Here is a 25,865-nt window from a genome sequence, read left to right as displayed (position 1 = left end):
CCGACAGCTACCAGGTCGAAGACCCGGGCCGGATCAGCTCAAGATCACTTGTTGATCTTGGTGACCTGGCCGGCGCCCACGGTCCGGCCACCCTCACGGATGGCGAACTTCAGGCCCTCTTCCATGGCGACGGGCTGGATGAGGTCCACCTTCATCTCGGTGTTGTCACCCGGCATGACCATCTCGGTGCCCTCGGGGAGGGTCACGACGCCGGTCACGTCCGTCGTGCGGAAGTAGAACTGCGGACGGTAGTTGTTGAAGAACGGCGTGTGGCGGCCACCCTCGTCCTTGGAGAGGATGTAGGCCTGCGCCTCGAACTCGGTGTGCGGGGTGACCGAGCCCGGCTTGATGATGACCTGGCCGCGCTCGACGTCCTCGCGCTTGATGCCACGGAGCAGCAGACCGACGTTCTCACCGGCCTGGCCCTCGTCGAGCAGCTTGCGGAACATCTCGATGCCGGTGACCGTGGTGGTGGTCTTCTCGGTCTTGATGCCGATGATGTCGACGGTCTCGTTGACCTTGAGGACACCACGCTCGATACGACCGGTGACGACGGTGCCACGACCGGTGATCGTGAAGACGTCCTCGATCGGCATCAGGAACGGCTTGTCGACGTCACGCTCGGGCTGGGGGATGTTCTCGTCCACAGCCTGCATCAGGTTGAGGACGGACTGGCCCCACTCCTTGTCGCCCTCGAGGGCCTTGAGCGCGGAGACACGGACGACCGGCAGGTCGTCGCCCGGGAACTCGTACTCGGAGAGGAGCTCACGGACCTCGAGCTCGACGAGCTCCAGGATCTCCTCGTCGTCCACCATGTCGGCCTTGTTCAGGGCGACGACGATGTACGGAACGCCGACCTGGCGGGCCAGGAGCACGTGCTCCTTGGTCTGCGGCATCGGGCCGTCGGTGGCGGCGACCACGAGGATGGCGCCGTCCATCTGGGCAGCACCCGTGATCATGTTCTTGATGTAGTCCGCGTGACCGGGGCAGTCGACGTGGGCGTAGTGACGGGTCTCCGTCTGGTACTCGACGTGCGCGATCGAGATCGTGATACCGCGCTGGCGCTCCTCAGGAGCCTTGTCGATCTGGTCGAAGGCCGAGGCCTCGTTCAGGTCCGGAAACGCGTCGTGCAGCACCTTGGTAATGGCGGCCGTGAGGGTCGTCTTACCGTGGTCGATGTGACCGATGGTGCCGATGTTGACGTGCGGCTTAGTCCGCTCGAACTTCGCCTTCGCCACTGGGGTCCTCCTACGGAGTGGTTCTGTACGCCTTACTCATCGGCGCCAGGTGATCTTTGCTGGAAAGCCCGGAACCCGGGGCAAACATCCGAGAATGCGGGTGTTTGCCCCTTGAGGCTCCGGAGTCAAGCCTAAAGCGTGTGAACGCGGTGCGTTACTCGCCCTTGGCCTTCGCGATGATCTCCTCGGCGACGTTCCGCGGAACCTCGGCGTAGGAGTCGAACTGCATGGAGTAGCTCGCACGGCCGGACGTCTTGCTGCGCAGGTCGCCGACGTAACCGAACATCTCCGAGAGGGGCACGAGGCCCTTCACGACGCGGGCACCGGCCCGCTCCTCCATGGCCTGGATCTGGCCACGGCGGGAGTTGATGTCGCCGATGACCTCACCCATGTAGTCCTCGGGCGTGGTGACCTCGACGGCCATCATCGGCTCGAGCAGCACGGGGCTGGCCTTGCGTGCGGCCTCCTTGAAGGCCTGCGAACCGGCGATCTTGAAGGCGAGCTCGGAGGAGTCGACCTCGTGGTAGCCACCGTCGAGCAGCGTGACGCGCACGCCGGTCATCTCGTAGCCCGCGAGGATGCCGAACTGCATGGCCTCCTGAGCACCGGCGTCCACCGAAGGGATGTACTCCTTCGGGATACGGCCACCGGTCACCTTGTTCACGAACTCGTACGAGGCGTCGCCGCCCTCGATGGGCTCGATCGCGATCTGCACCTTGGCGAACTGGCCGGTACCACCAGTCTGCTTCTTGTGCGTGTAGTCGACGCGCTCGACGGCCTTGCGGATCGTCTCGCGGTACGCGACCTGCGGCTTGCCGACGTTGGCCTCGACCTTGAACTCACGGCGCATACGGTCGACCAGCACCTCGAGGTGCAGCTCGCCCATACCGCCGATGATGGTCTGGCCGGTCTCCTCGTCCGAGTGGACCTGGAACGACGGGTCCTCCTCGGCCAGGCGCTGGATCGCGATGCCCAGCTTCTCCTGGTCGCCCTTCGACTTGGGCTCGATGGCGACCTGGATGACCGGCGCCGGGAAGTCCATGGACTCCAGGATCACCGGGGCCTTGTCGTCGCACAGCGTCTCACCGGTCGTGGTCTGCTTCAGACCCATCACGGCGACGATGTCGCCGGCGCCCACCGACTCGATCTCCTCACGCTTGTTCGCGTGCATACGGTAGATCTTGCCGATGCGCTCCTTGCGGCCCTTGACGGAGTTCAGCACGGCCGTGCCGGACTCCAGGCGGCCCGAGTAGACCCGGACGAAGGTGAGCTTGCCGAGGTGCGGGTCGCTCATGATCTTGAACGCCAGCGCCGACAGCGGCTCGTCGTCGGACGGCTTGCGCTTGACGACCGTCTCCGCGTCCTTGACGTCGTGGCCCTCGATGGCCTCGATGTCAACGGGAGAGGGCAGGTAGCGCACGACCGCGTCGAGCAGGGGCTGGACGCCCTTGTTCTTGAACGCGGTGCCGCAGAACACCGGGGTGACCGTGGTGTCCTTGGACTTGCCGGACGCGATGGTGATACGACGGATCGCGGCGTACAGCTGCTCCACGGAAGGCTCTTCGCCCTCCAGGTACAGCTCCATGATCTCTTCGTCGTTCTCGGCGACGGCCTCGATCAGCTTGCCGCGGTACTCCTCGGCAGCCTCGGTGTGCGTGGCCGGGATGTCGACGATGTCGTACATCTCGCCCTTGGTGGCCTCGGCGGACCACACGAACGCCTTCATCGTGACCAGGTCGACGACGCCCTTGAAGTCGGCCTCGGCACCGATCGGGAGCTGCATGACGATCGGCTGGGCGCCCAGGCGGTCGCTGATCATGTCGACGCAGCGGTGGAACTCGGCACCGGTCCGGTCGAGCTTGTTGACGAAGCAGATACGCGGAACGCCGTAACGGTCCGCCTGACGCCACACGGTCTCGGACTGCGGCTCAACACCGGCGACGCCGTCGAACACCGTCACGGCACCGTCGAGCACGCGCAGGGAACGCTCCACCTCGACGGTGAAGTCGACGTGGCCCGGCGTGTCGATGATGTTGATGGTGTGGTCGACGTCTTCCAGCGGCCAGTGGCAGGTGGTGGCAGCAGAGGTGATCGTGATGCCACGCTCCTGCTCCTGCTCCATCCAGTCCATGGTGGCAGCGCCGTCGTGGACCTCACCGATCTTGTAAGACACACCGGTGTAGAACAGGATCCGCTCGGTGGTGGTCGTCTTGCCCGCGTCGATGTGGGCCATGATCCCGATGTTGCGGACCTTGGCCAGGTCAAGTGAAGTGGTAGCCATAAGGCTTCAGTCTTCTCTCGGTCTCGATGTGGGTAGCGACTACCAGCGGTAGTGCGCGAAGGCCTTGTTGGACTCGGCCATCTTGTGCGTGTCCTCGCGCTTCTTCACAGCGGCACCAAGGCCGTTGGAGGCGTCGAGGAGCTCGTTGAGCAGACGCTCGGTCATGGTCTTCTCGCGACGGGCGCGGGAGTAGCCGACGAGCCAGCGCAGCGCGAGGGTGTTGGCGCGACCGGGCTTGACCTCGATCGGAACCTGGTACGTCGCACCACCGACACGGCGGGACTTGACCTCGAGGGTCGGCTTGATGTTCTCCAGCGCGCGCTTCAGCGTGATGACCGGGTCGTTGCTGGTCTTCTCGCGCAGGCCCTCCATGGCGCCGTACACGATGCGCTCGGCGGTGGAGCGCTTGCCGTTCAGCAGCACCTTGTTGATCAGGGAGGTCACCAGAGGAGAACCGTAGACCGGGTCGATGATGACCGGGCGCTTCGGGGCGGGGCCCTTACGAGGCATTCTTACTTCTCCTTCTTGGCGCCGTAGCGGCTGCGGGCCTGCTTGCGGTTCTTGACACCCTGGGTGTCAAGGGAACCGCGGATGATCTTGTAGCGAACACCCGGCAGGTCCTTCACACGGCCGCCGCGCACGAGCACGATGGAGTGCTCCTGCAGGTTGTGTCCCTCACCCGGAATGTAAGCGGTGACCTCGATCCCGCTGGTCAGACGCACACGCGCGACCTTACGCAGGGCCGAGTTCGGCTTCTTCGGGGTGGTCGTGAACACACGCGTGCAGACGCCCCGGCGCTGAGGGGAGCCCTCGAGTGCGGGGGTCTTGTTCTTCTCGACCTTGTCCTGCCGGCCCTTCCGGACCAGCTGCTGGATCGTAGGCACTACTTCTCCGGTTTCTGTGTGCCGATGGTGAAGCTAACCTGGAACGTCGCCGACCCACGCGGTCGGGTGTGTCGAATCTCGCGGACCTTTGCCTCAAGGCGAAAGGGGCGCAGATTACGGTGGCCGGTGTCGGCTCGCCGTGCGGTTGAAGGCACGCACGAGAGCCAGGGCACACCCCAGGCACAAGGTCTGAGCGTACCTACCTCATTCGCTGTGGTCAAAACAAATGGAGTCCGGCGGCCCCGAGCTGCGGGCGATGTCAAGCCGCTGTACCCTACGTGATCTTCGAATCGGCGATCGACACACGTCAGGACGAGCGCTGCGCCGGGAGCGGTCAGCCGGGCGGAGGGTCCCCGCGTGCGGGCCCGACGGCACGCGAACAGACTGAGACCCATGACCGCGCCGCAGGAGCCGCCGGCCGGCCCCCGGCCCCCGCCGGGGCACTCCCCCATGTCCTCGTTCGCGCAGAAGGCGGCGCTCGTCGCGGCCCCGGGGACCATCGCACTCGCCCTGCTGTACTACTTCGGCAGCCTCTACATCAGGGAGTACTACTCCACCCTCGGCGTGGTGCCCGAGGACCTCGGGATGTCCGTCCAGAACGTCATGGCCAACAGCACGAGCGCGATCTTCCTTCCGCTGTGCGTCCTGCTGGCCGGCGGGCTGATCGTGTTCCTGGTGTTCGGCTGGCTGGAACAGGCGCTGGCAGGGCCGGAGCGTGCCGTACGGCGCCGTGCGGCGATCATCCTGCTGCTCGCCGTCGGCATCGGCATGGTGTTCCTGGGCCTCCCGGCTCTCGTGGCGGCGCCGGTGATCCCTTTCCCGGCGGGCTGGCCCCGCGTGTTCATGCCGGCCGTGATGGTGGCCCTGGGGTCCACGCTGGCCGTCTGCGCGGTCCATCTGCGGCTCAACCAGAGCACCGGAATGCGGGCCCGGCGGCGGACCCCTGACGGCGACCGGGTGTGGCTGGCGATCGGCGCACTGCTCATCGGGCTGCTGACGGTGAGTCTGTTCTTCGACATGGCTCAGTACGCGGCGGTCGTCGGCCACAGCAACGCCAGGCTGGACGCGGAGCAGGGGTACAAGCGGCTGCCGGCCGTGGTGATCCACTCCCGGGTGCCCCTCACCCACAACGCGCGGGACATCGAGTTCAGGGACCACGGCAGCCCGAACGGGCCGTACCGGTACGAGTACCGGGGCTTCCGCCTGCTCGCGAAGGCGCCGACCCGCTTCTATCTGATCTCCCGCACCGCGCACTACAGGGACGGCGTGGTGGTGCTGCCCGACGACGGCACCGCCTGGCTGGAGATCCGCGCGCCCGCGAGAGCGCCCGGCGTCACGTCTGCAGCTCCCCCGTCTCGTCCGCGGACGGTGTCCCGTCCCCGGACGGAGTCTCCGGATCGGTGGTGACGGGCTCGGGGGTCGTGGGACCCGGGCTGGTCGAGCCCGGGTCCGAGGTCGTGGCCTCGTCCGCCTCACCGTGGACGGGGACGGTGACGGTGGAACCGCCGGCCATCGTGAGGGTCAACTCCCCGTCGTACGGTCCCGGTTCCGTCGGCGTGTACCGGAAGGTCACCGTGCAGCCGTCCGACGGCACTTCGCCCAGACACCCCTCGACGATCTCGACCTCGTCGCCCTTGATCTCGCCTCTGACGTCCTGCAGGGGCGGGGGCGGCCGCTCCTTCGACGCCTTGATCTCCACATCCTCCTGGACCGGCTCGCCCACCTGTGTCCTCGTCAGCTCGATGTCCGACGCAGTGGACTCCTCGTTGTCGGCGTCCAGGAAGACCTCGGCGTCCGAACCGCCCGGGTCCGAGGTCGTCCCGGTCTCGTCCGGGCCCGGTGTCCCGGTTCCGTTCTCCTGCGTCCCGGCGGTCTCGGTCCCGGTGGGGTCCGGAGGCGTCGGAGTGCCGTCTCCGCCGGCCCCGCAGGCCGCCGTCGTCACCAGCACGGTCAGCGCCGCCGCCACGACAAGACGCCGGGCAGTCGCTGCAGTCATGACGTGGGCACCTCCGCCTCCGCTCGGCCGGTCCGGCACAACCTCGCACACCGGCTGCCCGGGAGGCGTGGACGGACGTGGCTGACACGGAGCGATCACTCGAACGACAGACCCGAACAACGCCGAAGGGCGGCCACCCCACGGGGTGACCGCCCTTCAGTTCAAGCTGCTCGCTTACTGGTTGTACGGACCGTAGTCGTAGTCCTCCAGCGGAACGGCCTGGCCGGAGCCGGTGCCGAACGGCGAGTAGTCGATGTCGTCGTAGCCGACGGCCGAGTACATCGCGGCCTTGGCCTCCTCGGTCGGCTCGACCCGGATGTTGCGGTAGCGGGACAGACCCGTACCGGCCGGGATGAGCTTACCGATGATGACGTTCTCCTTGAGGCCGATGAGGCTGTCGGACTTGGCGTTGATCGCCGCGTCCGTCAGAACTCGGGTCGTCTCCTGGAAGGAGGCGGCCGACAGCCAGGACTCCGTCGCCAGCGAGGCCTTGGTGATACCCATCAGCTGCGGACGACCGGAGGCCGGGTGACCGCCCTCCTGGACCACACGACGGTTCTCGGTCTCGAACTTCGAGCGCTCGACCAGCTCACCGGGCAGCAGCTCGGCGTCGCCGGACTCGATGATCGTCACGCGGCGGAGCATCTGCCGGATGATGATCTCGATGTGCTTGTCGTGGATCGACACACCCTGCGAGTTGTACACCTTCTGGACCTCGCCGACCAGGTGGACCTGGACGGCACGCTGACCCAGGATGCGCAGCACGTCGTGCGGGTTGGTGGCACCCACGGTGAGCTGCTGGCCCACCTCGACGTGGTCGCCCTCGCGGACCAGGACCTTGGCACGCTTCGAGATCGGGAACGCCGTCTCGTCGCTGCCGTCGTCCGGGGTGACGACGATCTTCTTGGTCTTCTCGGTCTCCTCGATCCGGATGCGGCCGTTGGCCTCGGAGATCGGGGCGACACCCTTCGGGGTACGGGCCTCGAAGAGCTCGACGACACGGGGCAGACCCTGGGTGATGTCGTCACCGGCCACACCACCGGTGTGGAAGGTACGCATCGTCAGCTGGGTACCGGGCTCACCGATGGACTGGGCGGCGATGATGCCGACCGCCTCACCGATGTCGACCAGCTTGCCGGTGGCGAGCGAACGGCCGTAGCACATCGCGCAGGTGCCGACGTGCGACTCGCAGGTCAGGATCGAGCGGGTCTTGACCTCCTCGATGCCGTGGTGCACCAGCTGGTCGATGAGCACGTCGCCCAGGTCCACGTTGGCCGGCGCGATCACCTTGCCGTCGATGACGACGTCCTCGGCGAGCATGCGGGCGTAGACGCTGGTCTCGACGTCGTCGGCCTTGCGCAGCACGCCGTCGGCGCCGCGCGAGGCGATCCGCAGCTTCAGACCGCGCTCGGTGCCGCAGTCCTCCTCGCGGATGATGACGTCCTGCGAGACGTCCACCAGACGACGGGTCAGGTAACCCGAGTCGGCGGTACGCAGGGCGGTGTCGGCGAGACCCTTACGGGCACCGTGCGTGGAGATGAAGTACTCCAGCACCGACAGACCCTCACGGAACGAGGCCTTGATCGGACGCGGGATGGTCTCGTTCTTCGCGTTCGACACCAGACCACGCATACCGGCGATCTGCCGCATCTGCATCATGTTTCCTCGGGCACCCGAGTCAACCATCATGAAGATGGGGTTCGTCTTGGGGAAGTTCTCGTTCATCGCCTCGGCGACCTCGTTGGTCGCCTTGGTCCAGATCGCGATGAGCTCCTGAGTGCGCTCTTCCTTGGTGATCAGACCGCGCTCGTACTGCTTCTGGACCTTCTCGTCCTGCGCCTCGTAGCCGCGGACGATCTCCTTCTTCGCCTCGGGAACGACGACGTCGGAGATGGCGACGGTGACACCGGAACGGGTCGCCCAGTAGAAGCCGGCCGCCTTCAGGTTGTCGAGCGTCGCCGCCACGATGACCTTGGGGTAGCGCTCGGCGAGGTCGTTGACGATCTCGGAGAGCTGCTTCTTGCCCACCGAGTAGTCGACGAACGGGTAGTCCTCGGGCAGCAGCTCGTTGAAGAGCGCGCGGCCCAGGGTGGTGCGCAGACGGAAGGTGTCACCGGTCTGGTACTCCGGCTCGCCCTCCTCGACAGCCGGCGGGGTCCAGCCGCGCGGCGGGATGGTGCCCACCGGGAAGCGGATGTCGATCGGCGACTGCAGCGCCAGCTCGCCGGCGTCGAACGCCATGATCGCCTCGGCCGTGGAGCCGAACGCACGGCCCTCGCCCTTGGTGTCACGCAGCTCGCCGTCGGTGGTGAGGAAGAACAGACCGAGGACCATGTCCTGGGTCGGCATCGTCACCGGACGGCCGTCGGCCGGCTTGAGGATGTTGTTCGAGGACAGCATCAGGATGCGGGCCTCGGCCTGCGCCTCCGCGGACAGCGGCAGGTGCACGGCCATCTGGTCACCGTCGAAGTCCGCGTTGAACGCGGTGCAGACGAGCGGGTGGATCTGGATGGCCTTGCCCTCGACCAGCTGCGGCTCGAAGGCCTGGATGCCGAGGCGGTGCAGGGTGGGAGCACGGTTCAGCAGCACCGGGTGCTCGGCGATGACCTCTTCGAGGACGTCGTACACGACGGTGCGGCCGCGCTCCACCATGCGCTTGGCGCTCTTGATGTTCTGCGCGTGGTTCAGGTCGACCAGGCGCTTCATCACGAACGGCTTGAAGAGCTCCAGCGCCATGGCCTTGGGCAGACCGCACTGGTGCAGCTTCAGCTGCGGGCCGACGACGATGACGGAACGCGCCGAGTAGTCGACTCGCTTACCGAGCAGGTTCTGACGGAATCGACCCTGCTTGCCCTTCAGCATGTCGCTGAGGGACTTCAGCGGGCGGTTACCGGGGCCGGTGACCGGACGGCCACGACGGCCGTTGTCGAAGAGCGCGTCGACGGCCTCCTGGAGCATGCGCTTCTCGTTGTTCACGATGATCTCGGGCGCACCGAGGTCGAGAAGGCGCTTCAGGCGGTTGTTGCGGTTGATCACACGGCGGTACAGGTCGTTCAGGTCGGAGGTCGCGAAGCGGCCACCGTCCAGCTGCACCATCGGACGCAGGTCCGGCGGGATGACCGGCACGCAGTCGAGCACCATGCCCTTGGGGCTGTTGCTGGTCTGCAGGAACGCGGAGACGACCTTGAGGCGCTTGAGCGCACGGGTCTTCTTCTGGCCCTTGCCGGTACGGATGATCTCGCGGAGGCGCTCGGCCTCCTCGTCGAGGTCGAAGGACTCCAGGCGCTTCTGCAGCGCCGCGGCACCCATCGAGCCGTCGAAGTACGTGCCGAAGCGGTCACGCAGCTCGCGGTAGAGCAGCTCGTCGCCCTCGAGGTCCTGGACCTTGAGGTTCTTGAACCGGTTCCACACCTCGTCGAGGCGGTCGATCTCGCGCTGCGCACGGTCACGCAGCTGCTTCATCTCGCGCTCGGCACCCTCGCGCACCTTGCGGCGCACGTCGGCCTTGGCACCCTCGGCCTCGAGCTCGCCCAGGTCGGCCTCGAGCTTCTTGGCGCGGGCCTCAAGGTCGGCGTCGCGACGGTTCTCGATCTGCTGGCGCTCGACCGAGACGTGCGCCTCCAGGGAGGACAGGTCGCGGGTACGGCGCTCCTCGTCGACGTACGTGATCATGTACGCGGCGAAGTAGATGACCTTCTCGAGGTCCTTGGGCGCCAGGTCCAGCAGGTAGCCGAGGCGCGACGGGACACCCTTGAAGTACCAGATGTGCGTGACGGGCGCGGCCAGCTCGATGTGGCCCATCCGCTCACGGCGCACCTTGGCGCGCGTGACCTCGACGCCACAGCGCTCACAGATGATGCCCTTGAAGCGGACACGCTTGTACTTGCCGCAGTAGCACTCCCAGTCCCGGGTCGGACCGAAGATCTTCTCGCAGAAGAGTCCGTCCTTTTCGGGCTTCAGGGTGCGGTAGTTGATGGTCTCGGGCTTCTTGACCTCGCCGTGGCTCCACTGACGGATGTCGTCCGCGGTGGCCAGGCCGATCCGGAGCTCGTCGAAGAAGTTGACGTCGAGCACTATGCGTCAATCCCTCTCAGGGTTGTAAGTCTTTGGTCTGAAACGGGGGCCTGGGGGTCGGCGGGGCCCTGTGGGTCGGGCCCCCGCCGGACTCCCGTCAGACCTCTTCGACGCTGCTCGGCTCGCGCCGGGACAGGTCGATACCGAGCTCCTCCGCAGCGCGGAAGACGTCCTCGTCGGTGTCACGCATCTCGATGGACATACCGTCGCTGGACAGCACCTCCACGTTCAGGCAGAGCGACTGCATCTCCTTGATGAGCACCTTGAAGGACTCGGGGATGCCGGGCTCGGGGATGTTCTCGCCCTTGACGATGGCCTCGTAGACCTTCACGCGGCCCGTGACGTCGTCGGACTTGATGGTCAGCAGCTCCTGGAGGGCGTACGCGGCGCCGTAGGCCTCGAGGGCCCACACCTCCATCTCACCGAAGCGCTGGCCACCGAACTGCGCCTTACCACCCAGCGGCTGCTGGGTGATCATCGAGTACGGACCGGTCGAGCGGGCGTGCAGCTTGTCGTCGACCAGGTGGTGCAGCTTCAGGATGTACATGTAGCCGACCGAGATCGGGTCCGGGAACGGCTCACCGCTACGGCCGTCGAACAGCCGCGCCTTACCGGTCGGGAGCACCATGCGCTCGCCGTCGCGGTTCGGGATGGTGTGCTGCAGCAGACCCGCCAGCTCGTCCTCACGGGCACCGTCGAACACCGGGGTGGCGACGTTGGTGCCGGGGGCGACCTGGTCGGCGCCGATGACCTGCAGGCGCTGCGCCCACTCGTCCGCGAGGCCGGAGACGTCCCAGCCGCGGCTGGCGAGCCAGCCGAGGTGGATCTCCAGGACCTGTCCCGGGTTCATTCGGGACGGGACACCCAGCGGGTTGAGGATGATGTCGACCGGAGTTCCGTCCTCGAGGAACGGCATGTCCTCGATGGGCAGGATCTTCGAGATGACACCCTTGTTGCCGTGACGGCCGGCGAGCTTGTCACCATCGGTGATCTTGCGCTTCTGCGCGACGTAGACGCGGACCAGCTGGTTCACGCCCGGCGGCAGCTCGTCGCCCTCCTCGCGGTCGAAGACGCGCACGCCGATGACCTTGCCGGTCTCACCGTGCGGCACCTTCAGCGAGGTGTCACGGACCTCACGGGCCTTCTCACCGAAGATCGCGCGCAGCAGGCGCTCCTCGGGGGTCAGCTCCGTCTCACCCTTCGGGGTGACCTTGCCGACGAGGATGTCGCCGGCGATGACCTCGGCGCCGATGCGGATGATGCCGCGCTCGTCGAGGTCGGCGAGGACCTCCTCGGAGACGTTCGGGATGTCCCGGGTGATCTCCTCGGGGCCGAGCTTGGTGTCACGGGCGTCGACCTCGTGCTCCTCGATGTGGATCGAGGAGAGGACGTCGTCCTGCACGAGGCGCTGCGACAGGATGATCGCGTCCTCGTAGTTGTGACCCTCCCACGGCATGAACGCCACGAGCAGGTTCTTGCCGAGGGCCATCTCACCGTTCTCGGTGGCCGGACCGTCGGCGAGGACCTGGCCCTCGATGATCCGGTCGCCCTCGTTGACGACGACCTTCTGGTTGACCGAGGTGCCCTGGTTGGACCGGGCGAACTTGTGCAGGCGGTACGTGATGTACGTGCCGTCGTCGTTGGCCGTGGTGATGTAGTCCGCGGAGACCTCCTGGACCACACCCGCCTTCTCGGCCTTGACCACGTCACCGGCGTCCACGGCGGAGCGGTACTCCATGCCGGTGCCGACGAGCGGGGCCTCCGACTTAATCAGCGGCACGGCCTGGCGCATCATGTTCGCGCCCATGAGGGCACGGTTGGCGTCGTCGTGCTCGAGGAACGGGATCATGGCGGTCGCGACCGACACCATCTGGCGCGGCGAGACGTCCATGTAGTCGACGTCCTCGGGGCTGACGTAGTCGACCTCACCGCCACGGCGGCGGACCAGGACACGCGCCTCGGCGAACCGGAGTTCGTCGTTCAGCGTGGCGTTGGCCTGCGCGATGACGAAGCGGTCCTCCTCGTCGGCGGTCAGGTAGTCGACCTCGTCGGTGACCTGGCCGTCGTTCACCTTGCGGTACGGGGTCTCGACGAAACCGAACGCGTTGACCCGGCCGTAGGAGGCGAGCGAGCCGATCAGACCGATGTTCGGGCCTTCAGGGGTCTCGATCGGGCACATGCGGCCGTAGTGCGACGGGTGCACGTCACGGACCTCGAAGCCGGCCCGCTCACGGGAGAGACCACCCGGGCCAAGAGCCGACAGACGGCGCTTGTGGGTGAGACCCGACAGCGGGTTGTTCTGGTCCATGAACTGGGACAGCTGGCTGGTGCCGAAGAACTCCTTGATGGAGGCGACGACCGGCCGGATGTTGATCAGGGTCTGCGGCGTGATCGCCTCGACGTCCTGGGTGGTCATGCGCTCGCGCACGACACGCTCCATACGGGCGAGACCCGTACGGACCTGGTTCTGGATCAGCTCGCCGACGCTGCGCAGGCGACGGTTGCCGAAGTGGTCGATGTCGTCCGTCTCGACAACGATCATGTCGCCGTTGTCGCCGGTGGTCTCGGTCTCGCCGGCGTGCAGCTGCACCAGGTACTTGATCGTCGAGATGATGTCCTCGACGGTCAGGATGCCCGCGTCGAGCGGAGCGTCCGCACCCAGCTTCTTGTTGACCTTGTAGCGGCCGACCTTCGCGAGGTCGTAGCGCTTCGGGTTGAAGTAGAGGTTCTCGAGCAGCGTCTGCGCGGCCTCACGCGTGGGGGGCTCGCCCGGACGCAGCTTGCGGTAGATGTCGAGCAGCGCGTCGTCCTGGCCCTGGGTGTGGTCCTTCTCCAGGGTGGCGCGCATCGACTCGTAGTCGCCGAACTCCTCGAGGATCTGCTCGGTCGTCCAGCCGAGCGCCTTGAGCAGCACGGTGACCGACTGCTTGCGCTTGCGGTCGATACGGACACCGACCATGTCGCGCTTGTCGATCTCCATCTCCAGCCAGGCACCCCGGGACGGGATGATCTTGGCGGAGAAGATGTCCTTGTCGGACGTCTTGTCGATGCTGGAGTCGAAGTAGACACCGGGGGAACGGACCAGCTGAGACACCACGACACGCTCGGTGCCGTTGATGACGAAGGTGCCCTTGTTCGTCATGAGCGGGAAGTCACCCATGAAGACGGTCTGGGACTTGATCTCGCCGGTCTCGTTGTTGGTGAACTCGGCGGTGACGAAGAGCGGGGCCGCGTACGTGAAGTCGCGCTCCTTGCACTCGTCGATGGAGTTCTTCGGCGGCTCGAAGCGGTGGTCCCGGAACGTCAGGGACATCGACCCAGAGAAGTCCTCGATCGGGGAGATCTCCTCGAAGATCTCCTCCAGACCGGACTTGGTGGGGACGTCCTGACCGTTCTCAAGAGCCTCCTCGACCCGACTCTGCCAAGCGGTGTTGCCGAGCAGCCAGTCGAAGCTCTCGGTCTGCAGCGCGAGCAGGTTCGGAACCTCGAGAGGCTCCTTGATCTTTGCAAAGGAGATGCGCAGCGGGGCGGTGCTGGCGCCGTTGTTCGTATTCGCGGTCGAGGCGTTGCGCGAGGCGGCCAAGAGGGGGTCCTTCCGAGGGCTCGGACTCACTACGCGCGTGCCGGTCCCTCTCCGTACACAGAGACAGAAACCCCAGGTCAAAGGAGCTTCGGTCATCGATGCTGGAGTGAGGGCAGACCCCTGGTGACGGGCAGGGGACAGCTAACAGGCAGCGCAAAGGGTCAGTGTAGCCACTTGGCACACTGATGTCCAGTGCGGGTTTTTCGAGACCCTCGTTGTTCTCAACACCCTTGTCAACGCCTTCGGCCTGCTGCCCTCAACGCACGTTGATACTGCCCTCTTCGTCGTCGATCCATGCCTCGGATTCGGATCCTTGTGACGACGCGTCCTGAGAATTGCGCGCTGCGTGCGGTTCGTCAAGGCCCCCCAGCCCAAACGGGACCGTCCGGAGACACGACGAAGATCACCATACCCCTCGCCACCAGGGGTACAAGGCAACCGAGGCCGGACCTCCGGATACGCCGAAGAGCGACCACCCGGATGGATGATCGCTCTTCGGTGCGTTCGCGTTACAGCCCTAGGAGGCCGTACTCAGCGCGCGGAGAGAGTCGCGGGGACTCCCTGAGGTCTTACTTGACCTCGACGGAGGCGCCGGCGCCCTTGAGGGACTCGGCGGCCTTCTCGGCGGCGTCCTTGGCGACCTTCTCGAGGACGGGCTTCGGGGCACCGTCGACGAGGTCCTTGGCCTCCTTCAGACCCAGCGAGGTCAGCTCACGCACGACCTTGATGACCTGGATCTTCTTGTCGCCGGCGCCGGTGAGGATGACGTCGAACTCGTCCTTCTCCTCCTCGGCCGGGGCGGCGGCGGCCGGGCCGGCCGGGCCCGCAACGGCGACCGCGGCGGCGGCGGTGACGTCGAACTTCTCCTCGAAGGCCTTCACGAACTCGGAGAGCTCGATGAGGGTCATCTCCTCGAACTGGGCGAGCAGGTCTTCCTGGCTGAGCTTCGCCATGATGGGCGATCCTTCCACTGATTCGGCAGGTGCCGGATGTACTGGGTGAGGCGGGCGTACGTCGGCCCGCTGCGACCCGTGCCGCCTATACGGCCAGGGTCAGAAAGCGAGCCGAGTTACTCGGCACCGCCCTGCTCGTCCTGCTTGGCGCGAAGAGCGTCCACGGTGCGGACGAGCTTCGAGGGAAGCGCCTGGAAGAGCTGAGCAGTCTGCGACTGCTTGCCCTTGAAGGCACCCGCCAGCTTGGAGAGCAGAACCTCGCGGGACTCGAGGTCCGCAAGCTTCTTGATCTCATCGGCGGACAGCGCCTTGCCGTCAAGGACACCGCCCTTGATGATGAGATTCGGGTTGTCCTTGGCGAAGTCACGGAGACCCTTCGCCGACTCCACCGGGTCACCGGTGACGAAGGCGACGGCCGTCGGACCAGCGAAGAGCTGGTCGTCCAGCGTGATCCCGGCCTCGTTGGCCGCAATCTTGGTCAGCGTGTTCTTCACCACGGCGTACTGGGCGTTCTCACCGAGCGACCGGCGCAGCGTCTTGAGCTGCGCCACGGTGAGACCGCGGTACTCGGTCAGCACGGCGGCGTTGGAGCTGCGGAACTTGTCCGTCAGCTCGGCAACCGCGGCAGCCTTGTCGGGCCTCGCCATAGAGCCTCGGCCTCCTTCCGGGTGATTCGGACCGCGCGGACCCGAAGGAGGTCTGGGTAAAACAAACGCCCCGGCGCAGGCGCTCGGGGCGGACTCGACCGGCTGCACACGCGTGAGCGCATATGCTCCGGGAGTTCTTCCACAATCACCTGCGCGGGTCGCCCGCTCTGCAGCGGATCCTTCGGCCACCGCACCCTCGTTCAAGCGTGCGGCAACGACCAGCGGTCTTTGGCTTCTTCGGAAGAGTACGGGACCGGGGCGGTGTCGAGCAAATCGGGCCCTCCGGGCCGCCCCGGTCCCTCGGCGTGCAGGCCTCAGGAGGTGGTGGCGGTGCCGCTGCTGCTGCCCGACACGGTCCCGGGCCCGCCGGCCTTCACCAGCTCCGTGAAGTCCTTGGTGTCGGCGGCCGGGGGCGCCTCGGCGGCGACCTTCACGCCGTAGTCGCTGTAGTAGGCCGTGCTGGTCATGGTGCCGGTCGCCATGTCGGCCTTCTCGACCTTCTTGACCAGCAGGTCCTGGCCGTCGACCCAGATGTCGATGGTCTCGGTGGTGACGCCCGCCTGGCTGAGCTGCTTCTTCAGGCCGGCCAGCTGGTCGGCGGTGAGGTGGCTGTTCTTGCCGGCGAGGTCGGCGACGTCGACCTTGCCCGAGTAGTGCGTGGCGTCGACGCCGGAGACCTTCTCCTGGCCGACCTTCTTCACGTCACCGGAGGCCAGCAGCAGCTTCACCGACTGGTTCGGCGTGGTGTTCTGCATCTGGTCCTTGAGGTACGCGCCGGAGCTGCCGCCGAGCTTGGCGAGGTCGTCGTACGCGTACTTGATCCAGTGCTTGCCGCCGAACTGCGCGGCGAACTTCTCGCTCATCTTGGCGTAGTAGGCGTCCGGCAGATAGCGGGCCTCCATCGACGTGGTGCCGGCCTGGCGCATGGCTTCGGCCATCTTGCCGCCGGTGTAGTTGATGGTGAGGTTGCCCTTGAGGCCGTCGCCCCAGGCGAGGGCGCCGTCGGCCGTCATCGACATGGTGTCGCCGAGGGTCGTGCTGGAGCGGACCTTGGCCGACTCGGCCTTGTCCGTGGACTTCTCGGCGGAGAGCAGGGCGGCAAGGGGACTGACGTTCGTGACGCTCTTGCCGACCGTCTTGTCGTCCTTCCCGGACTGCGAGCCGCAGGCGGCCACACCGGTCAGCGCGGTCACCACCGCGACGGAAAGGGTCACCCGGCGAACGGTCGTGCTCTTCATGTAGTCCCACCCCTATGCGAGTCCTGTGCCTGCAACGTAGCCCAGGCCACTGACAGTCGTACGAAAAGTCGCACAAAGAAAGGACGGGCCCCGAACCTTTCAGGTTCCAGGGCCCGCCCTCTGCTTACGCGTACCTGACGCGGCTACCGAAGTGAGCGCGGGGCTCAGACGGCGGCCGGGTCCTCCTCGACGAGGAGGTTACGGGTGCGGTTCGAGTCGACCGGAATGCCGGGGCCCATCGTGGTGCTGATGGCGGCCTTCTTGATGTAGCGACCCTTGGCGGCGGACGGCTTGAGACGGGTGATCTCCTCGAGCGCCGCAGCGTAGTTCTCCACCAGCTGGGTGTCCTCGAAGGACGTCTTGCCGATGATGAAGTGCAGGTTCGAGTGCTTGTCGACGCGGAACTCGATCTTGCCACCCTTGATCTCGGTGACAGCCTTGGCCACGTCGGGGGTGACGGTGCCGGTCTTCGGGTTCGGCATCAGACCACGCGGACCGAGCACGCGGCCGAGGCGGCCGACCTTGCCCATGAGGTCCGGGGTGGCGACGACGGAGTCGAAGTCCAGGCGGCCCTTCGAGACCTCGTCGATCAGCTCGTCGGCGCCGACGATGTCGGCGCCCGCGGCACGCGCGGCCTCGGCACGGTCACCGGTCGCGAAGACCAGGACCCGGGCGGTCTTACCGGTGCCGTGCGGGAGGTTCACGGTGCCACGGACCATCTGGTCGGCCTTACGCGGGTCGACACCCAGACGGAAGGCGACCTCGACGGTGCCGTCGAACTTGGTCGTGGAGGTCTCCTTGGCGAGACGGACGGCCTCGAGCGGGGCGTACAGCTTCTCCCGGTCGACCTTGGCGTCCGCAGCGCGGAGAGCCTTGCTGCGCTTGCTCACAACTGCTCCTGTGTGTTCTGAGAGGAGTCGTGGTGTACGGGCCGAGCAGGCCCTACCACGGTGGTTCTACGAAGGTGGGCTTCAGCCCTCGACCGTGATGCCCATGGAGCGGGCGGTGCCGGCGATGATCTTCGACGCGGCGTCCAGGTCGTTGGCGTTCAGGTCGGGAAGCTTGGTCTGGGCGATCTCGCGGACCTGCGCCTCGGTGATCTTGGCGACCTTGGTCTTGTGCGGCTCGCCAGAGCCCTTCTCGACACCAGCGGCCTTGAGGATCATCTTCGCGGCCGGCGGGGTCTTGGTGATGAAGGTGAAGGAGCGGTCCTCGTAGACCGTGATCTCCACCGGGATCACCCAGCCACGCTGCGACTCGGTCGCGGCGTTGTAGGCCTTGCAGAACTCCATGATGTTGACGCCGTGCTGGCCCAGCGCGGGACCGACCGGCGGGGCCGGGTTCGCCGCACCGGCGTTGATCTGGAGCTTGATGAGCCCCGTGACCTTCTTCTTCTTGGGAGGCATAGCTCTCCGGGTCCTTTCGATTCGGGTCCTGCCGGCATCCGGGGGCCACCCGGACGCAGGCATACCGCACAACGATAACGGGTATGGATGTGCGGCCAAAAACCGTGCAGGTCAGACTGGCTACGAGAGCCTGCCTGACCTGCGCGGAAGCGATTGGTCCAGAAGGAACTAGTTCTTCTGGATCTGGTCGAAGGAGAGCTCGACCGGCGTCTCGCGGCCGAAGATCTCCACCAGGCCCTTGACCTTCTTCGAGTCGGGGTTGATCTCGTTGATGGTCGCCTGGAGCGTGGCGAACGGGCCGTCGGTGACGGTGACCGAGTCGCCGACCTCGAAGTCCAGCACCTGGACCTCGACCTTGCGCTGCGGGGCGGGCTTGCCCTCGGCCTCGGCGGCCTCGCGGGCGGCCTTCTCCTCCGCCTCCGGGGCGAGCATCTTGACGATCTCGTCCAGGGTCAGCGGGTAGGGGTCGTAGGCGTTGCCCACGAAGCCGGTGACACCGGGGGTGTTGCGGACGACGCCCCAGGACTCGTTGGTCAGGTCCATGCGGACCAGGACGTAACCCGGCAGCTTGTTCTGCTTGATCGTCTTGCGGTCGCCGTTCTTGATCTGGACGACCTCTTCCTGCGGCACCTCGGCCTGGAAGATGTAGTCCTCGACGTTCAGCGAGACGGCGCGCTGCTCCAGGTTCGTCTTCACGCGGTTCTCGTAGCCGGCGTACGTGTGGATGACGTACCACTCGCCGGGCAGGGACCGCAGCTCCGTGCGCAGGGCCTCGATCGGGTCGACCGGGGCGGCAGCCTCCGCCTCGACCTCTTCCTCGACCTCGTCCTCGGTCTCGACCGCTTCCTCGGTCTCGTCCTCGTCCTCGACGTGCAGCGCGGCTTCCTCGGCAGGCTCGCCCGCCTCGGCCTCGGCAGCCTCGAACTCGTCCTGCTCGTCCGCGCCCTCGACGATGTCGAGCTCGTCGTCCACCGTCTCGTCCGGCTCGATGGCGTCGTTCAGGTTCGGGTCAGACACGATGGCTGCTTCTTCCTGGATACATAGGGGTAGAACATGCGAAAACGGGCGCCGGTACCACGGCGCCCTTCGCTCTTGGCTCAGCCGAAGACGTACTTGGCCGCGTGGTTGAGCCCATAGTCAATCACGGTCACCAGGGCGATCATGATTACGACGAAGAAGATCACCACGGTGGTGTACGACGTCAGCTGATTACGCGTCGGCCAGACAACCTTGCGGAGTTCCGCGATGACCTGTCGGTAGAAGATGCCGAGGCGCTTCAGCGGGCCCTTCTTGGCGCGCTTGCCACCCTTGCGGGCCTTCTTCTTGGTCTCCAGCGCCTCGTCCTGGGCATCAGGCGTGTCGATGGAGCCCACGGCGTCCGTCATTCGTCCTCACCTGATTCCGGGTCGTGGCCGTGCCGCGCCCGGTCTGAGCCGCACGGCGGTGCATCGCTGTACGTACATGTGCACACATCCTGGCGGTGTGTGTAGCAGGGCCGGAGGGACTTGAACCCCCAACCGCCGGTTTTGGAGACCGGTGCTCTACCAATTGAGCTACGACCCTTTGCGTGTCCCCCAACGTACCGCATCCGGACGGGTGCTCGGTGTGCACCTGTTGTGGAGCGGCTGCTGAAGGCCAACGAGGTGTGAGTGTACGTGGTCCACGGCCCGGCGTCGAACAGAAAGTGCCTGTACGGAGTCGCCGCACCGAAGATCGTCCTGGCCGGAGGCCGGATTCGGATGCCTGTTCACGCCTCGACCCCTTGCTGTTCAGTCCGTGAAACCCGTGTGCCGGGGGTGTTTCCGGTCTGGAACGATGGGCCCCATGAGCGCTGCAATCCCTCCCACCGAGCGCCGGGTCTCCGCCCGAGTCGGCGCGATCTCCGAGTCCGCCACCCTCGCCGTGGACGCCAAGGCCAAGGCCCTGAAGGCCGCCGGGCGTCCGGTGATCGGCTTCGGCGCAGGTGAGCCCGACTTCCCGACGCCGGACTACATCGTCGAGGCGGCCGTCGAGGCCTGCAAGAACCCGAAGTACCACCGCTACACGCCGGCCGGCGGCCTGCCCGAGCTGAAGGCCGCGATCGCCGCGAAGACGCTGCGCGACTCGAACTACGAGGTCGACGCGTCCCAGATCCTGGTGACCAACGGCGGCAAGCAGGCCATCTACGAGGCGTTCGCCGCGATCCTCGACCCGGGCGACGAGGTCATCGTCCCGGCGCCGTACTGGACGACCTACCCCGAGTCGATCCGGCTCGCGGGCGGTGTCCCGGTGGAGGTCGTCGCCGACGAGACCACCGGCTACCGGGTGAGCGTGGAGCAGCTGGAGGCGGCCCGCACGGAGAAGACGAAGGTCGTGCTCTTCGTCTCCCCGTCGAACCCCACCGGCGCGGTCTACAGCGAGTCGGAGGCCGAGGCGATCGGCCGCTGGGCCGTCGAGCACGGCCTGTGGGTCCTCACGGACGAGATCTACGAGCACCTCGTCTACGGCGACGCGAAGTTCACCTCGCTGCCGGCGCTCCTGCCCGAGCTGCGCGACAAGTGCATCGTGGTCAACGGCGTGGCGAAGACGTATGCCATGACCGGCTGGCGCGTGGGCTGGGTCATCGGCCCCAAGGACGTCGTCAAGGCCGCGACGAACCTGCAGTCGCACGCCACCTCGAACGTCTCCAACGTGGCCCAGGTGGCCGCCCTGGCCGCCGTCTCCGGTGACCTGGAGGCCGTGGCGAAGATGCGCGAGGCCTTCGACCGGCGCCGCAAGACCGTCGTGCGGATGCTCAACGAGATCGACGGTGTGCTGTGCCCCGAGCCCGAGGGCGCGTTCTACGCCTACCCGTCGGTCAAGGGCCTGCTCGGCAAGGAGATCCGCGGCAAGCGCCCGCAGGACACCGTCGAGCTGGCCGCGCTGATCCTGGAGGAGGCCGAGGTCGCGGTCGTCCCGGGCGAGGCCTTCGGCACGCCGGGTTACCTGCGGCTGTCGTACGCGCTCGGTGACGAGGACCTCGTCGAGGGCGTGAGCCGGATGCAGAAGCTGCTCGCGGAGGCGCGGGACTGAGGTCCGCTCCGCACACGGGGGCCGCTCCCCTTTCCGGGAGCGGCCCCCGTTCGCATGTGCGAGCAAGACCACGTTCGGGGAAAGAGGTACCGGCGCGACCGGGACGTACGGCAGGATCCTGGGATGGAGCGTGTACGTGATCTCTCTGAGCTGCCGAAAGCCCATCTGCACCTGCACTTCACCGGCTCGATGCGGCCGGGGACCGTCCTGGAGCTGGCCGACAAGTACGGCGTGCGCCTGCCCGAGGCGCTGACCGAGGCACTGACCAGCGGCGAGCCCCCGAAGCTGCGCGCGACGGACGAACGCGGCTGGTTCCGCTTCCAGCGGCTGTACGACGCGGCGCGCTCCTGCCTCCGGGAGCCGGAGGACATCCGGCGGCTGGTCAGGGAGGCCGCCGAGGAGGATCTGAAGGACGGTTCGGGCTGGCTGGAGATCCAGGTGGACCCGACGTCGTACGCGCCCCGGCTGGGCGGCCTGATCCCGGCCCTGGAGATCATCCTGGACGCGGTCGACACGACGGTGCGCGAGACCGGGCTCGGGATGCGGGTCCTGGTGGCGGCGAACCGTATGAAGCACCCGCTGGACGCGCGCACGCTGGCCCGGCTCGCGGTGCGGTACGCCGACCGGGGTGTGGTCGGCTTCGGGCTGTCGAACGACGAACGGCGGGGCATGGCGCGCGACTTCGACCGCGCCTTCGCCATCGCACGCGACGGCGGCCTGCTGTCGGCCCCGCACGGCGGCGAGCTGACCGGCCCGGCGTCGGTGCGCGACTGCCTGGACGACCTGCACGCCTCGCGGATCGGGCACGGCGTGCGCGCCGCGGAGGACCCGCGGCTGCTGAAGCGGCTCGCCGACCGGGGCGTGACCTGTGAGGTCTGCCCGGCGTCGAACGTGGCGCTCGGTGTCTACGAGAAGCCGGAGGACGTGCCGCTGCGCACGCTCTTCGAGGCGGGCGTCCCGATGGCCCTCGGCGCCGACGATCCGCTGCTCTTCGGCTCCCGGCTGGCCGCCCAGTACGAGATCGCCCGTCGGCACCACGGCTTCACGGACGCGGAGCTGGCGGAGCTGGCCCGGCAGTCGGTGCGGGGTTCGGCGGCGCCGGAGGACGTCAAGGCCCGGCTGCTGGCCGGCGTGGACGAGTGGCTGACTCGCCCGGTCGTCTGAAGTGGGCGTAGGGCGGATACGCCTGGAAGCAGATCAGCACCTCGGGGCTGCGCCACGGGTCCGCCTCGGACTCCAGACCGCGGATGCAGCCCATGAGGGCTGAGCCGCCCTTCACGATCCGCTTCTGGCGCGGTCCCCGGCCCGCCGCCGAGGCGCACTCCATGGCCGTGTCGGCGAAGACGTCACGGCTGCCGATGAGGAAGAACGTCCGCGCGTGTGTGGTGTGGCGCAGCTCGTCCCGGAAGCCGCTGTCGTGGCTGCGCCGCTCCCGGGCGGCCGCGTCGCGCGCGGTGCGCGCCTCGTCTGTGCGGACGGTCAGCGGGGTGCCCCGGGCCAGCCTGCGGCGCAGGTCGGGCCACTTGCCGGGCCGCAGCCCGTAGGTGTGGTGGGCCAGGACCAGGTCGACCCGCTCGCCGCCGCCTCCGTGATGCGCGGTGACGGTGTCGCGCAGCGGGACGTGGACGACGGTGTGGCGCGAGTAGGCGGCGAAGGAGAACAGGCCGGCCAGCCGGCTGAGTCCGTCGTGGTCGCCGGTCAGGACGCCGTGGGGCGCCGGCTCGTGCAGTGACGTGTGCCGCAGCGGCTGCCAGGGCTGGACGACGCGGTGCTCGTGCGGCCCCGTCCTGAACCGGAACTCCCGCAGCCTCAGCCGCATGTGCGATGCCTCATGGCATCAGCGTCGCGACCGGCCGCCGTCCCGCGCAACGGGGTTTCACGGGGCCACGCCGCCCAGCAGGGTCCGGGCGAGCCCGGTGGCGAACGCGTCCACGGGCGGTCGTTCGCCGCTCTCCGTGGCGTCGTAGGCGAACGCGCGCTGGGCGCAGGCGCCGAGCAGGAGCGAGGCGGCCGAGAAGGTGTCGGCGTCGGCGCGGACGCGGCCTGCGGCCTGCTCGGCACGCAGATAGGCGTCCAGGCTCTCGATCGGTGCGTGCGGCCCGGAGCCGATCTTCCGCAGCGCCTCGTAGTGCCGCCGCTTGAGCTGCGTCTCGGCGTACAGGGAGGCGGCGATCGGGAAGCTCTGCTCGTAGAAGAGGGCCGCCTGGCGGGCGATCTCGGTGAGGTTCTCCTCCAGGGTGCCCCGGCCCGGCTCGGCCTCGAGACTGCTCAGCAGCGGGGTGAGCCGGGGCAGACGCTCGGCGAGCACCCGGACGAACAGCTCCTCCTTGCTGTCGAAGTACTTGTAGAGCGCCGCCTCGGAGCAGCCGGCCGCCCTGGCGATCTCCTTGGTGGTGGCCCGGGCGAGTCCGACGGTGAGCATCAGCTCGTGAGCGGCGTCGAGGATGCGGACACGCGCCGGCTTCGTCTCCATGAAACGTCCAATCGGGGCTTGACGAGTGAGTGAGTGCTTACCCACTCTAGAAGAAAGCAGGGTGAGTGAATGCTCACCCACCTCACGGGAGGGCGGGAGTCCCCATGAAACTCACCGTTTTCGGCGCCACCGGCGGCATCGGCCGGGAGATCGTCCGGCAGGCGCTCGGCGCGGGGCACCGGGTGACCGCCGTCGTCCGCGATCCGGCCCGGCTGGACGTCGCGGGGAGCACCCTGGAGGTGTTCCGCGCGGACCTCACCGACCCGCAGGAGCTGCGCGCCGCCGTCGCCGGCCGGGACGCGGTCCTGTCGGGCCTCGGCGCACGCAGCCGCAAGGACGCGGGGGTGGCCGCCCGGCTCACCCGTACGGTGCTCGGGGCCATGGAAGCAGAGGGGGTGCGACGGCTGCTGGTGGTCAGCGCCGGCCCGGTCGGACCGGAGCCGGAGAACGACGGCCTCCTGGACCGCAGCATGCGCGGACTGGTCTCGGCGATCCTGAAGGACGTCTACACCGACCTGCGCGAGATGGAGGCCGAGCTGGCGCGCAGCGGCACGGACTGGACGTCGGTACGGCCACCGCGCCTGCAGGACAAGCCACTCACCGGCCGCTACCGCACGATCGTCGGCGGCTTCCCGCCCAAGGGCCGCTTCATCGCGCGCGCGGACGTCGCCCACGCGATGCTGTCGATGATCGACGACATGGGAACGGTGAAGCAGGGGGTGGGGGTCGCGTACTGAACCTGGATGTGAGCACGGCTCTTGCGGGCCTGTTGAGCGTGCGGCTTTCCCCGACTTGTCGGCTACAGGCTCACGCCGACGGTCACCGGCTCGTTGACCAGCGTGATCCCGAAGGCCTCGTGGACCCCGGCGACGACCTCGCGGGCCAGGGCCAGGAGGTCCTCGGTGGTGGCGGCGCCCCGGTTGGTGAGGGCGAGCGTGTGCTTGGTGGAGATCCGGGCCGGTCCGCTGCCGTAGCCCTTGGTGAAGCCCGCCTTGTCGATCAGCCAGGCGGCCGAGGTCTTGGTACGGCCCTCACCCGACGGGTAGGCGGGCGGCTCGGCGCCCTCGCCCAGCCGCTCCCGCACGCGCGCGTGGAACGCGGCGAACTGCCCGTCGGTGAGGATCGGGTTGGTGAAGAAGGACCCGGCGGACCAGGTGTCGTGGTCCTCGGGGTCGAGGACCATGCCCTTGCCGGCGCGCAGCTTCAGCACGGTCTCACGGGCCGCGGCGAGCGGCACCCGCTCCCCCGGCTCCACACCGAGTGCCCGGGCCGCCTCGGCGTACCTGACGGGCGCCGACAGCCCGTCCGCTTCCTCCAGCTCGAAGCGGACGCGCAGCACGACATGGCGCTCGGGGTCGGCCTTGAAACGGCTGTGCCGGTACGAGAAGGCGCACTCCTCGTTCGTGAGCGTGACGGTCCGGCCGGCCCGGCGGTCGTACGCGATCACCTCGGTGATCGTCGAGGAGACCTCCTGGCCGTAGGCGCCCACGTTCTGGATCGGGGTGGCGCCCGCTGAGCCCGGGATCCCGGCCAGGCACTCGATGCCGGCGAGCCCGGCCTCGACGGCGCGGGCGACGGCGTCGGTCCAGATCTCGCCGGCGGCCAGCTCCAGCGTGGTGCCACGCAGTTCGACGCCGGTCGTGGCGATGCGCAGGGCGGTGCCGTCGAAGCCCTTGTCGCCGATGACCAGGTTGGATCCGCCGCCGATGAGCAGCAGTGGCGTCCCGGTGTCGTCGGCCTCGCGGACGGCGGCGATCACCTCGGCGTCGGTCGTCGCGGTGACCAGCCGGGTGGCGGGGCCGCCCAGCCGGAAGGTGGTCAGCGGGGCGAGGGGGGCGTCGTGGAGTTCCTGCACGCGCTCAAGACTACGAGACGGCACGGACAGCACCGCGAGGTGGCACGGGTACGCCCGGCCGGGGGGCCGTTCCTCCGGCCGGTCACGGGGGGGGGGGGGGGGGGGGAGGGGGGGGGGGGGGGGGGGGGGGGGGGGGGGGGGGGGGGGTTCTTGGTTCGACTCCGGGTTGCTGAGTGCAGGGTGTTG

21 protein-coding genes and 1 tRNA gene are annotated in these 25,865 nt (G+C 67.7%); 4 read left to right on the top strand and 18 right to left on the bottom strand.

The window, feature by feature from the left end:
* Positions 1 to 44 precede the first annotated feature (44 nt).
* From tuf to rpsL, 4 genes are all read right to left on the bottom strand, one after another.
* Positions 45 to 1,238 carry an elongation factor Tu gene (gene tuf, locus AC07DS_RS24925; protein WP_479148627.1) on the bottom strand — a complete coding sequence of 398 codons (1,194 nt, stop codon included), beginning with the start codon at positions 1,236 to 1,238 and terminating at the stop codon, positions 45 to 47.
* A gap of 154 nt (positions 1,239 to 1,392) precedes the next feature.
* Entirely contained in the window at positions 1,393 to 3,519 is a 2,127-nt protein-coding gene (fusA, locus tag AC07DS_RS24920) for an elongation factor G (protein ID WP_479148625.1), read from the bottom strand.
* Between the two features lie 39 nt (positions 3,520 to 3,558).
* Positions 3,559 to 4,029, bottom strand: coding sequence for a 30S ribosomal protein S7 (rpsG, locus tag AC07DS_RS24915; RefSeq protein WP_005481264.1), 471 nt, complete (start codon positions 4,027 to 4,029; stop codon positions 3,559 to 3,561).
* Between the two features lie 2 nt (positions 4,030 to 4,031).
* Complete coding sequence (rpsL, locus tag AC07DS_RS24910) at positions 4,032 to 4,403, bottom strand: 30S ribosomal protein S12 (RefSeq protein WP_003948652.1); 372 nt, start codon at positions 4,401 to 4,403, stop codon at positions 4,032 to 4,034.
* A 393-nt stretch (positions 4,404 to 4,796) separates the two neighbouring features.
* Between rpsL and AC07DS_RS24905 the strand changes: the two genes are divergently transcribed.
* Positions 4,797 to 5,810, top strand: a complete 1,014-nt coding sequence (locus AC07DS_RS24905) for a hypothetical protein (RefSeq protein WP_479148623.1) — start codon at positions 4,797 to 4,799, stop codon at positions 5,808 to 5,810.
* Here AC07DS_RS24905 and AC07DS_RS24900 read toward each other — a convergent pair.
* The 11 genes from AC07DS_RS24900 to AC07DS_RS24850 all read right to left on the bottom strand — a co-directional run bounded on the left by AC07DS_RS24900 (position 5,737) and on the right by AC07DS_RS24850 (position 19,863).
* Positions 5,737 to 6,399 (bottom strand): hypothetical protein, encoded by a 663-nt coding sequence (locus tag AC07DS_RS24900; protein WP_479148621.1) that lies wholly within the window; start codon positions 6,397 to 6,399, stop codon positions 5,737 to 5,739. The genes AC07DS_RS24905 and AC07DS_RS24900 overlap by 74 nt on opposite strands.
* A gap of 174 nt (positions 6,400 to 6,573) precedes the next feature.
* Positions 6,574 to 10,473 carry a DNA-directed RNA polymerase subunit beta' gene (locus AC07DS_RS24895; protein ID WP_479148619.1) on the bottom strand — a complete coding sequence of 1,300 codons (3,900 nt, stop codon included), beginning with the start codon at positions 10,471 to 10,473 and terminating at the stop codon, positions 6,574 to 6,576.
* 97 nt (positions 10,474 to 10,570) lie between these two features.
* Positions 10,571 to 14,056 (bottom strand): DNA-directed RNA polymerase subunit beta, encoded by a 3,486-nt coding sequence (rpoB, locus tag AC07DS_RS24890; RefSeq protein WP_479148618.1) that lies wholly within the window; start codon positions 14,054 to 14,056, stop codon positions 10,571 to 10,573.
* A gap of 569 nt (positions 14,057 to 14,625) precedes the next feature.
* Complete coding sequence (rplL, locus tag AC07DS_RS24885) at positions 14,626 to 15,009, bottom strand: 50S ribosomal protein L7/L12 (protein WP_053846801.1); 384 nt, start codon at positions 15,007 to 15,009, stop codon at positions 14,626 to 14,628.
* A 116-nt stretch (positions 15,010 to 15,125) separates the two neighbouring features.
* Entirely contained in the window at positions 15,126 to 15,656 is a 531-nt protein-coding gene (rplJ, locus tag AC07DS_RS24880; RefSeq protein WP_386577176.1) for a 50S ribosomal protein L10, read from the bottom strand.
* Between the two features lie 314 nt (positions 15,657 to 15,970).
* Entirely contained in the window at positions 15,971 to 16,894 is a 924-nt protein-coding gene (locus tag AC07DS_RS24875; RefSeq protein ID WP_479148615.1) for an SCO4651 family lipoprotein, read from the bottom strand.
* 164 nt (positions 16,895 to 17,058) lie between these two features.
* Positions 17,059 to 17,784, bottom strand: coding sequence for a 50S ribosomal protein L1 (rplA, locus tag AC07DS_RS24870; RefSeq protein ID WP_145886696.1), 726 nt, complete (start codon positions 17,782 to 17,784; stop codon positions 17,059 to 17,061).
* 81 nt (positions 17,785 to 17,865) lie between these two features.
* Positions 17,866 to 18,300 (bottom strand): 50S ribosomal protein L11, encoded by a 435-nt coding sequence (gene rplK / locus AC07DS_RS24865; RefSeq protein WP_055515278.1) that lies wholly within the window; start codon positions 18,298 to 18,300, stop codon positions 17,866 to 17,868.
* Positions 18,301 to 18,468: 168 nt separating this feature from the next.
* Positions 18,469 to 19,317, bottom strand: a complete 849-nt coding sequence (nusG, locus tag AC07DS_RS24860) for a transcription termination/antitermination protein NusG (RefSeq protein WP_479148613.1) — start codon at positions 19,315 to 19,317, stop codon at positions 18,469 to 18,471.
* A gap of 80 nt (positions 19,318 to 19,397) precedes the next feature.
* A complete protein-coding gene (gene secE / locus AC07DS_RS24855; RefSeq protein WP_479148612.1) occupies positions 19,398 to 19,685 on the bottom strand; it encodes a preprotein translocase subunit SecE in 288 nt (95 codons plus the stop codon).
* A gap of 105 nt (positions 19,686 to 19,790) precedes the next feature.
* Positions 19,791 to 19,863 (bottom strand) — tRNA-Trp (locus AC07DS_RS24850).
* A 261-nt stretch (positions 19,864 to 20,124) separates the two neighbouring features.
* Here AC07DS_RS24850 and AC07DS_RS24845 point away from each other — a divergent pair.
* Together AC07DS_RS24845 and AC07DS_RS24840 are read left to right on the top strand one after the other, a co-directional pair.
* The gene (locus AC07DS_RS24845) at positions 20,125 to 21,351 is read left to right on the top strand and encodes a pyridoxal phosphate-dependent aminotransferase (RefSeq protein WP_145886702.1); all 1,227 of its coding nucleotides are present in this window, start codon (positions 20,125 to 20,127) and stop codon (positions 21,349 to 21,351) included.
* 123 nt (positions 21,352 to 21,474) lie between these two features.
* A complete protein-coding gene (locus AC07DS_RS24840) occupies positions 21,475 to 22,515 on the top strand; it encodes an adenosine deaminase (protein WP_479148610.1) in 1,041 nt (346 codons plus the stop codon).
* Here AC07DS_RS24840 and AC07DS_RS24835 read toward each other — a convergent pair.
* On the bottom strand, positions 22,460 to 23,170 hold the full coding sequence (locus AC07DS_RS24835; protein ID WP_479148608.1) for a hypothetical protein: 711 nt from the start codon (positions 23,168 to 23,170) through the stop codon (positions 22,460 to 22,462). The two genes, AC07DS_RS24840 and AC07DS_RS24835, sit on opposite strands and share 56 nt — an antisense overlap.
* 57 nt (positions 23,171 to 23,227) lie before the next feature.
* A complete protein-coding gene (locus tag AC07DS_RS24830; protein ID WP_479148606.1) occupies positions 23,228 to 23,824 on the bottom strand; it encodes a TetR/AcrR family transcriptional regulator in 597 nt (198 codons plus the stop codon).
* Between the two features lie 104 nt (positions 23,825 to 23,928).
* Between AC07DS_RS24830 and AC07DS_RS24825 the strand changes: the two genes are divergently transcribed.
* On the top strand, positions 23,929 to 24,561 hold the full coding sequence (locus AC07DS_RS24825; RefSeq protein WP_479148604.1) for an NAD(P)-dependent oxidoreductase: 633 nt from the start codon (positions 23,929 to 23,931) through the stop codon (positions 24,559 to 24,561).
* A gap of 62 nt (positions 24,562 to 24,623) precedes the next feature.
* Here AC07DS_RS24825 and AC07DS_RS24820 read toward each other — a convergent pair whose 3' ends face one another.
* The gene (locus tag AC07DS_RS24820) at positions 24,624 to 25,679 is read right to left on the bottom strand and encodes a UDP-N-acetylmuramate dehydrogenase (RefSeq protein ID WP_479148602.1); all 1,056 of its coding nucleotides are present in this window, start codon (positions 25,677 to 25,679) and stop codon (positions 24,624 to 24,626) included.
* Positions 25,680 to 25,865: the final 186 nt, after the last annotated feature.

This window comes from Streptomyces sp. NPDC044064 (genome assembly GCF_056434245.1).
The sequence above is the reverse complement of the archived record's forward strand: the minus strand, read 5'-3'. Positions and strand labels throughout refer to the sequence as shown.

Bases quoted from the DNA above. Each gene is read 5' to 3' on its own strand.
- fusA (WP_479148625.1), bottom strand. From the start codon at position 3,519: ATGGCTACCACTTCACTTGACCTGGCCAAGGTCCGCAACATCGGGATC.
- rpsG (WP_005481264.1), bottom strand. From the start codon at position 4,029: ATGCCTCGTAAGGGCCCCGCCCCGAAGCGCCCGGTCATCATCGACCCG.
- AC07DS_RS24905 (WP_479148623.1), top strand. From the start codon at position 4,797: ATGACCGCGCCGCAGGAGCCGCCGGCCGGCCCCCGGCCCCCGCCGGGG.
- AC07DS_RS24900 (WP_479148621.1), bottom strand. From the start codon at position 6,399: ATGACTGCAGCGACTGCCCGGCGTCTTGTCGTGGCGGCGGCGCTGACC.
- rplL (WP_053846801.1), bottom strand. From the start codon at position 15,009: ATGGCGAAGCTCAGCCAGGAAGACCTGCTCGCCCAGTTCGAGGAGATG.
- rplJ (WP_386577176.1), bottom strand. From the start codon at position 15,656: ATGGCGAGGCCCGACAAGGCTGCCGCGGTTGCCGAGCTGACGGACAAG.
- AC07DS_RS24875 (WP_479148615.1), bottom strand. From the start codon at position 16,894: ATGAAGAGCACGACCGTTCGCCGGGTGACCCTTTCCGTCGCGGTGGTG.
- rplK (WP_055515278.1), bottom strand. From the start codon at position 18,300: ATGCCTCCCAAGAAGAAGAAGGTCACGGGGCTCATCAAGCTCCAGATC.
- secE (WP_479148612.1), bottom strand. From the start codon at position 19,685: ATGACGGACGCCGTGGGCTCCATCGACACGCCTGATGCCCAGGACGAG.
- AC07DS_RS24845 (WP_145886702.1), top strand. From the start codon at position 20,125: ATGAGCGCTGCAATCCCTCCCACCGAGCGCCGGGTCTCCGCCCGAGTC.
- AC07DS_RS24840 (WP_479148610.1), top strand. From the start codon at position 21,475: ATGGAGCGTGTACGTGATCTCTCTGAGCTGCCGAAAGCCCATCTGCAC.
- AC07DS_RS24835 (WP_479148608.1), bottom strand. From the start codon at position 23,170: ATGCGGCTGAGGCTGCGGGAGTTCCGGTTCAGGACGGGGCCGCACGAG.
- AC07DS_RS24830 (WP_479148606.1), bottom strand. From the start codon at position 23,824: ATGGAGACGAAGCCGGCGCGTGTCCGCATCCTCGACGCCGCTCACGAG.
- AC07DS_RS24825 (WP_479148604.1), top strand. From the start codon at position 23,929: ATGAAACTCACCGTTTTCGGCGCCACCGGCGGCATCGGCCGGGAGATC.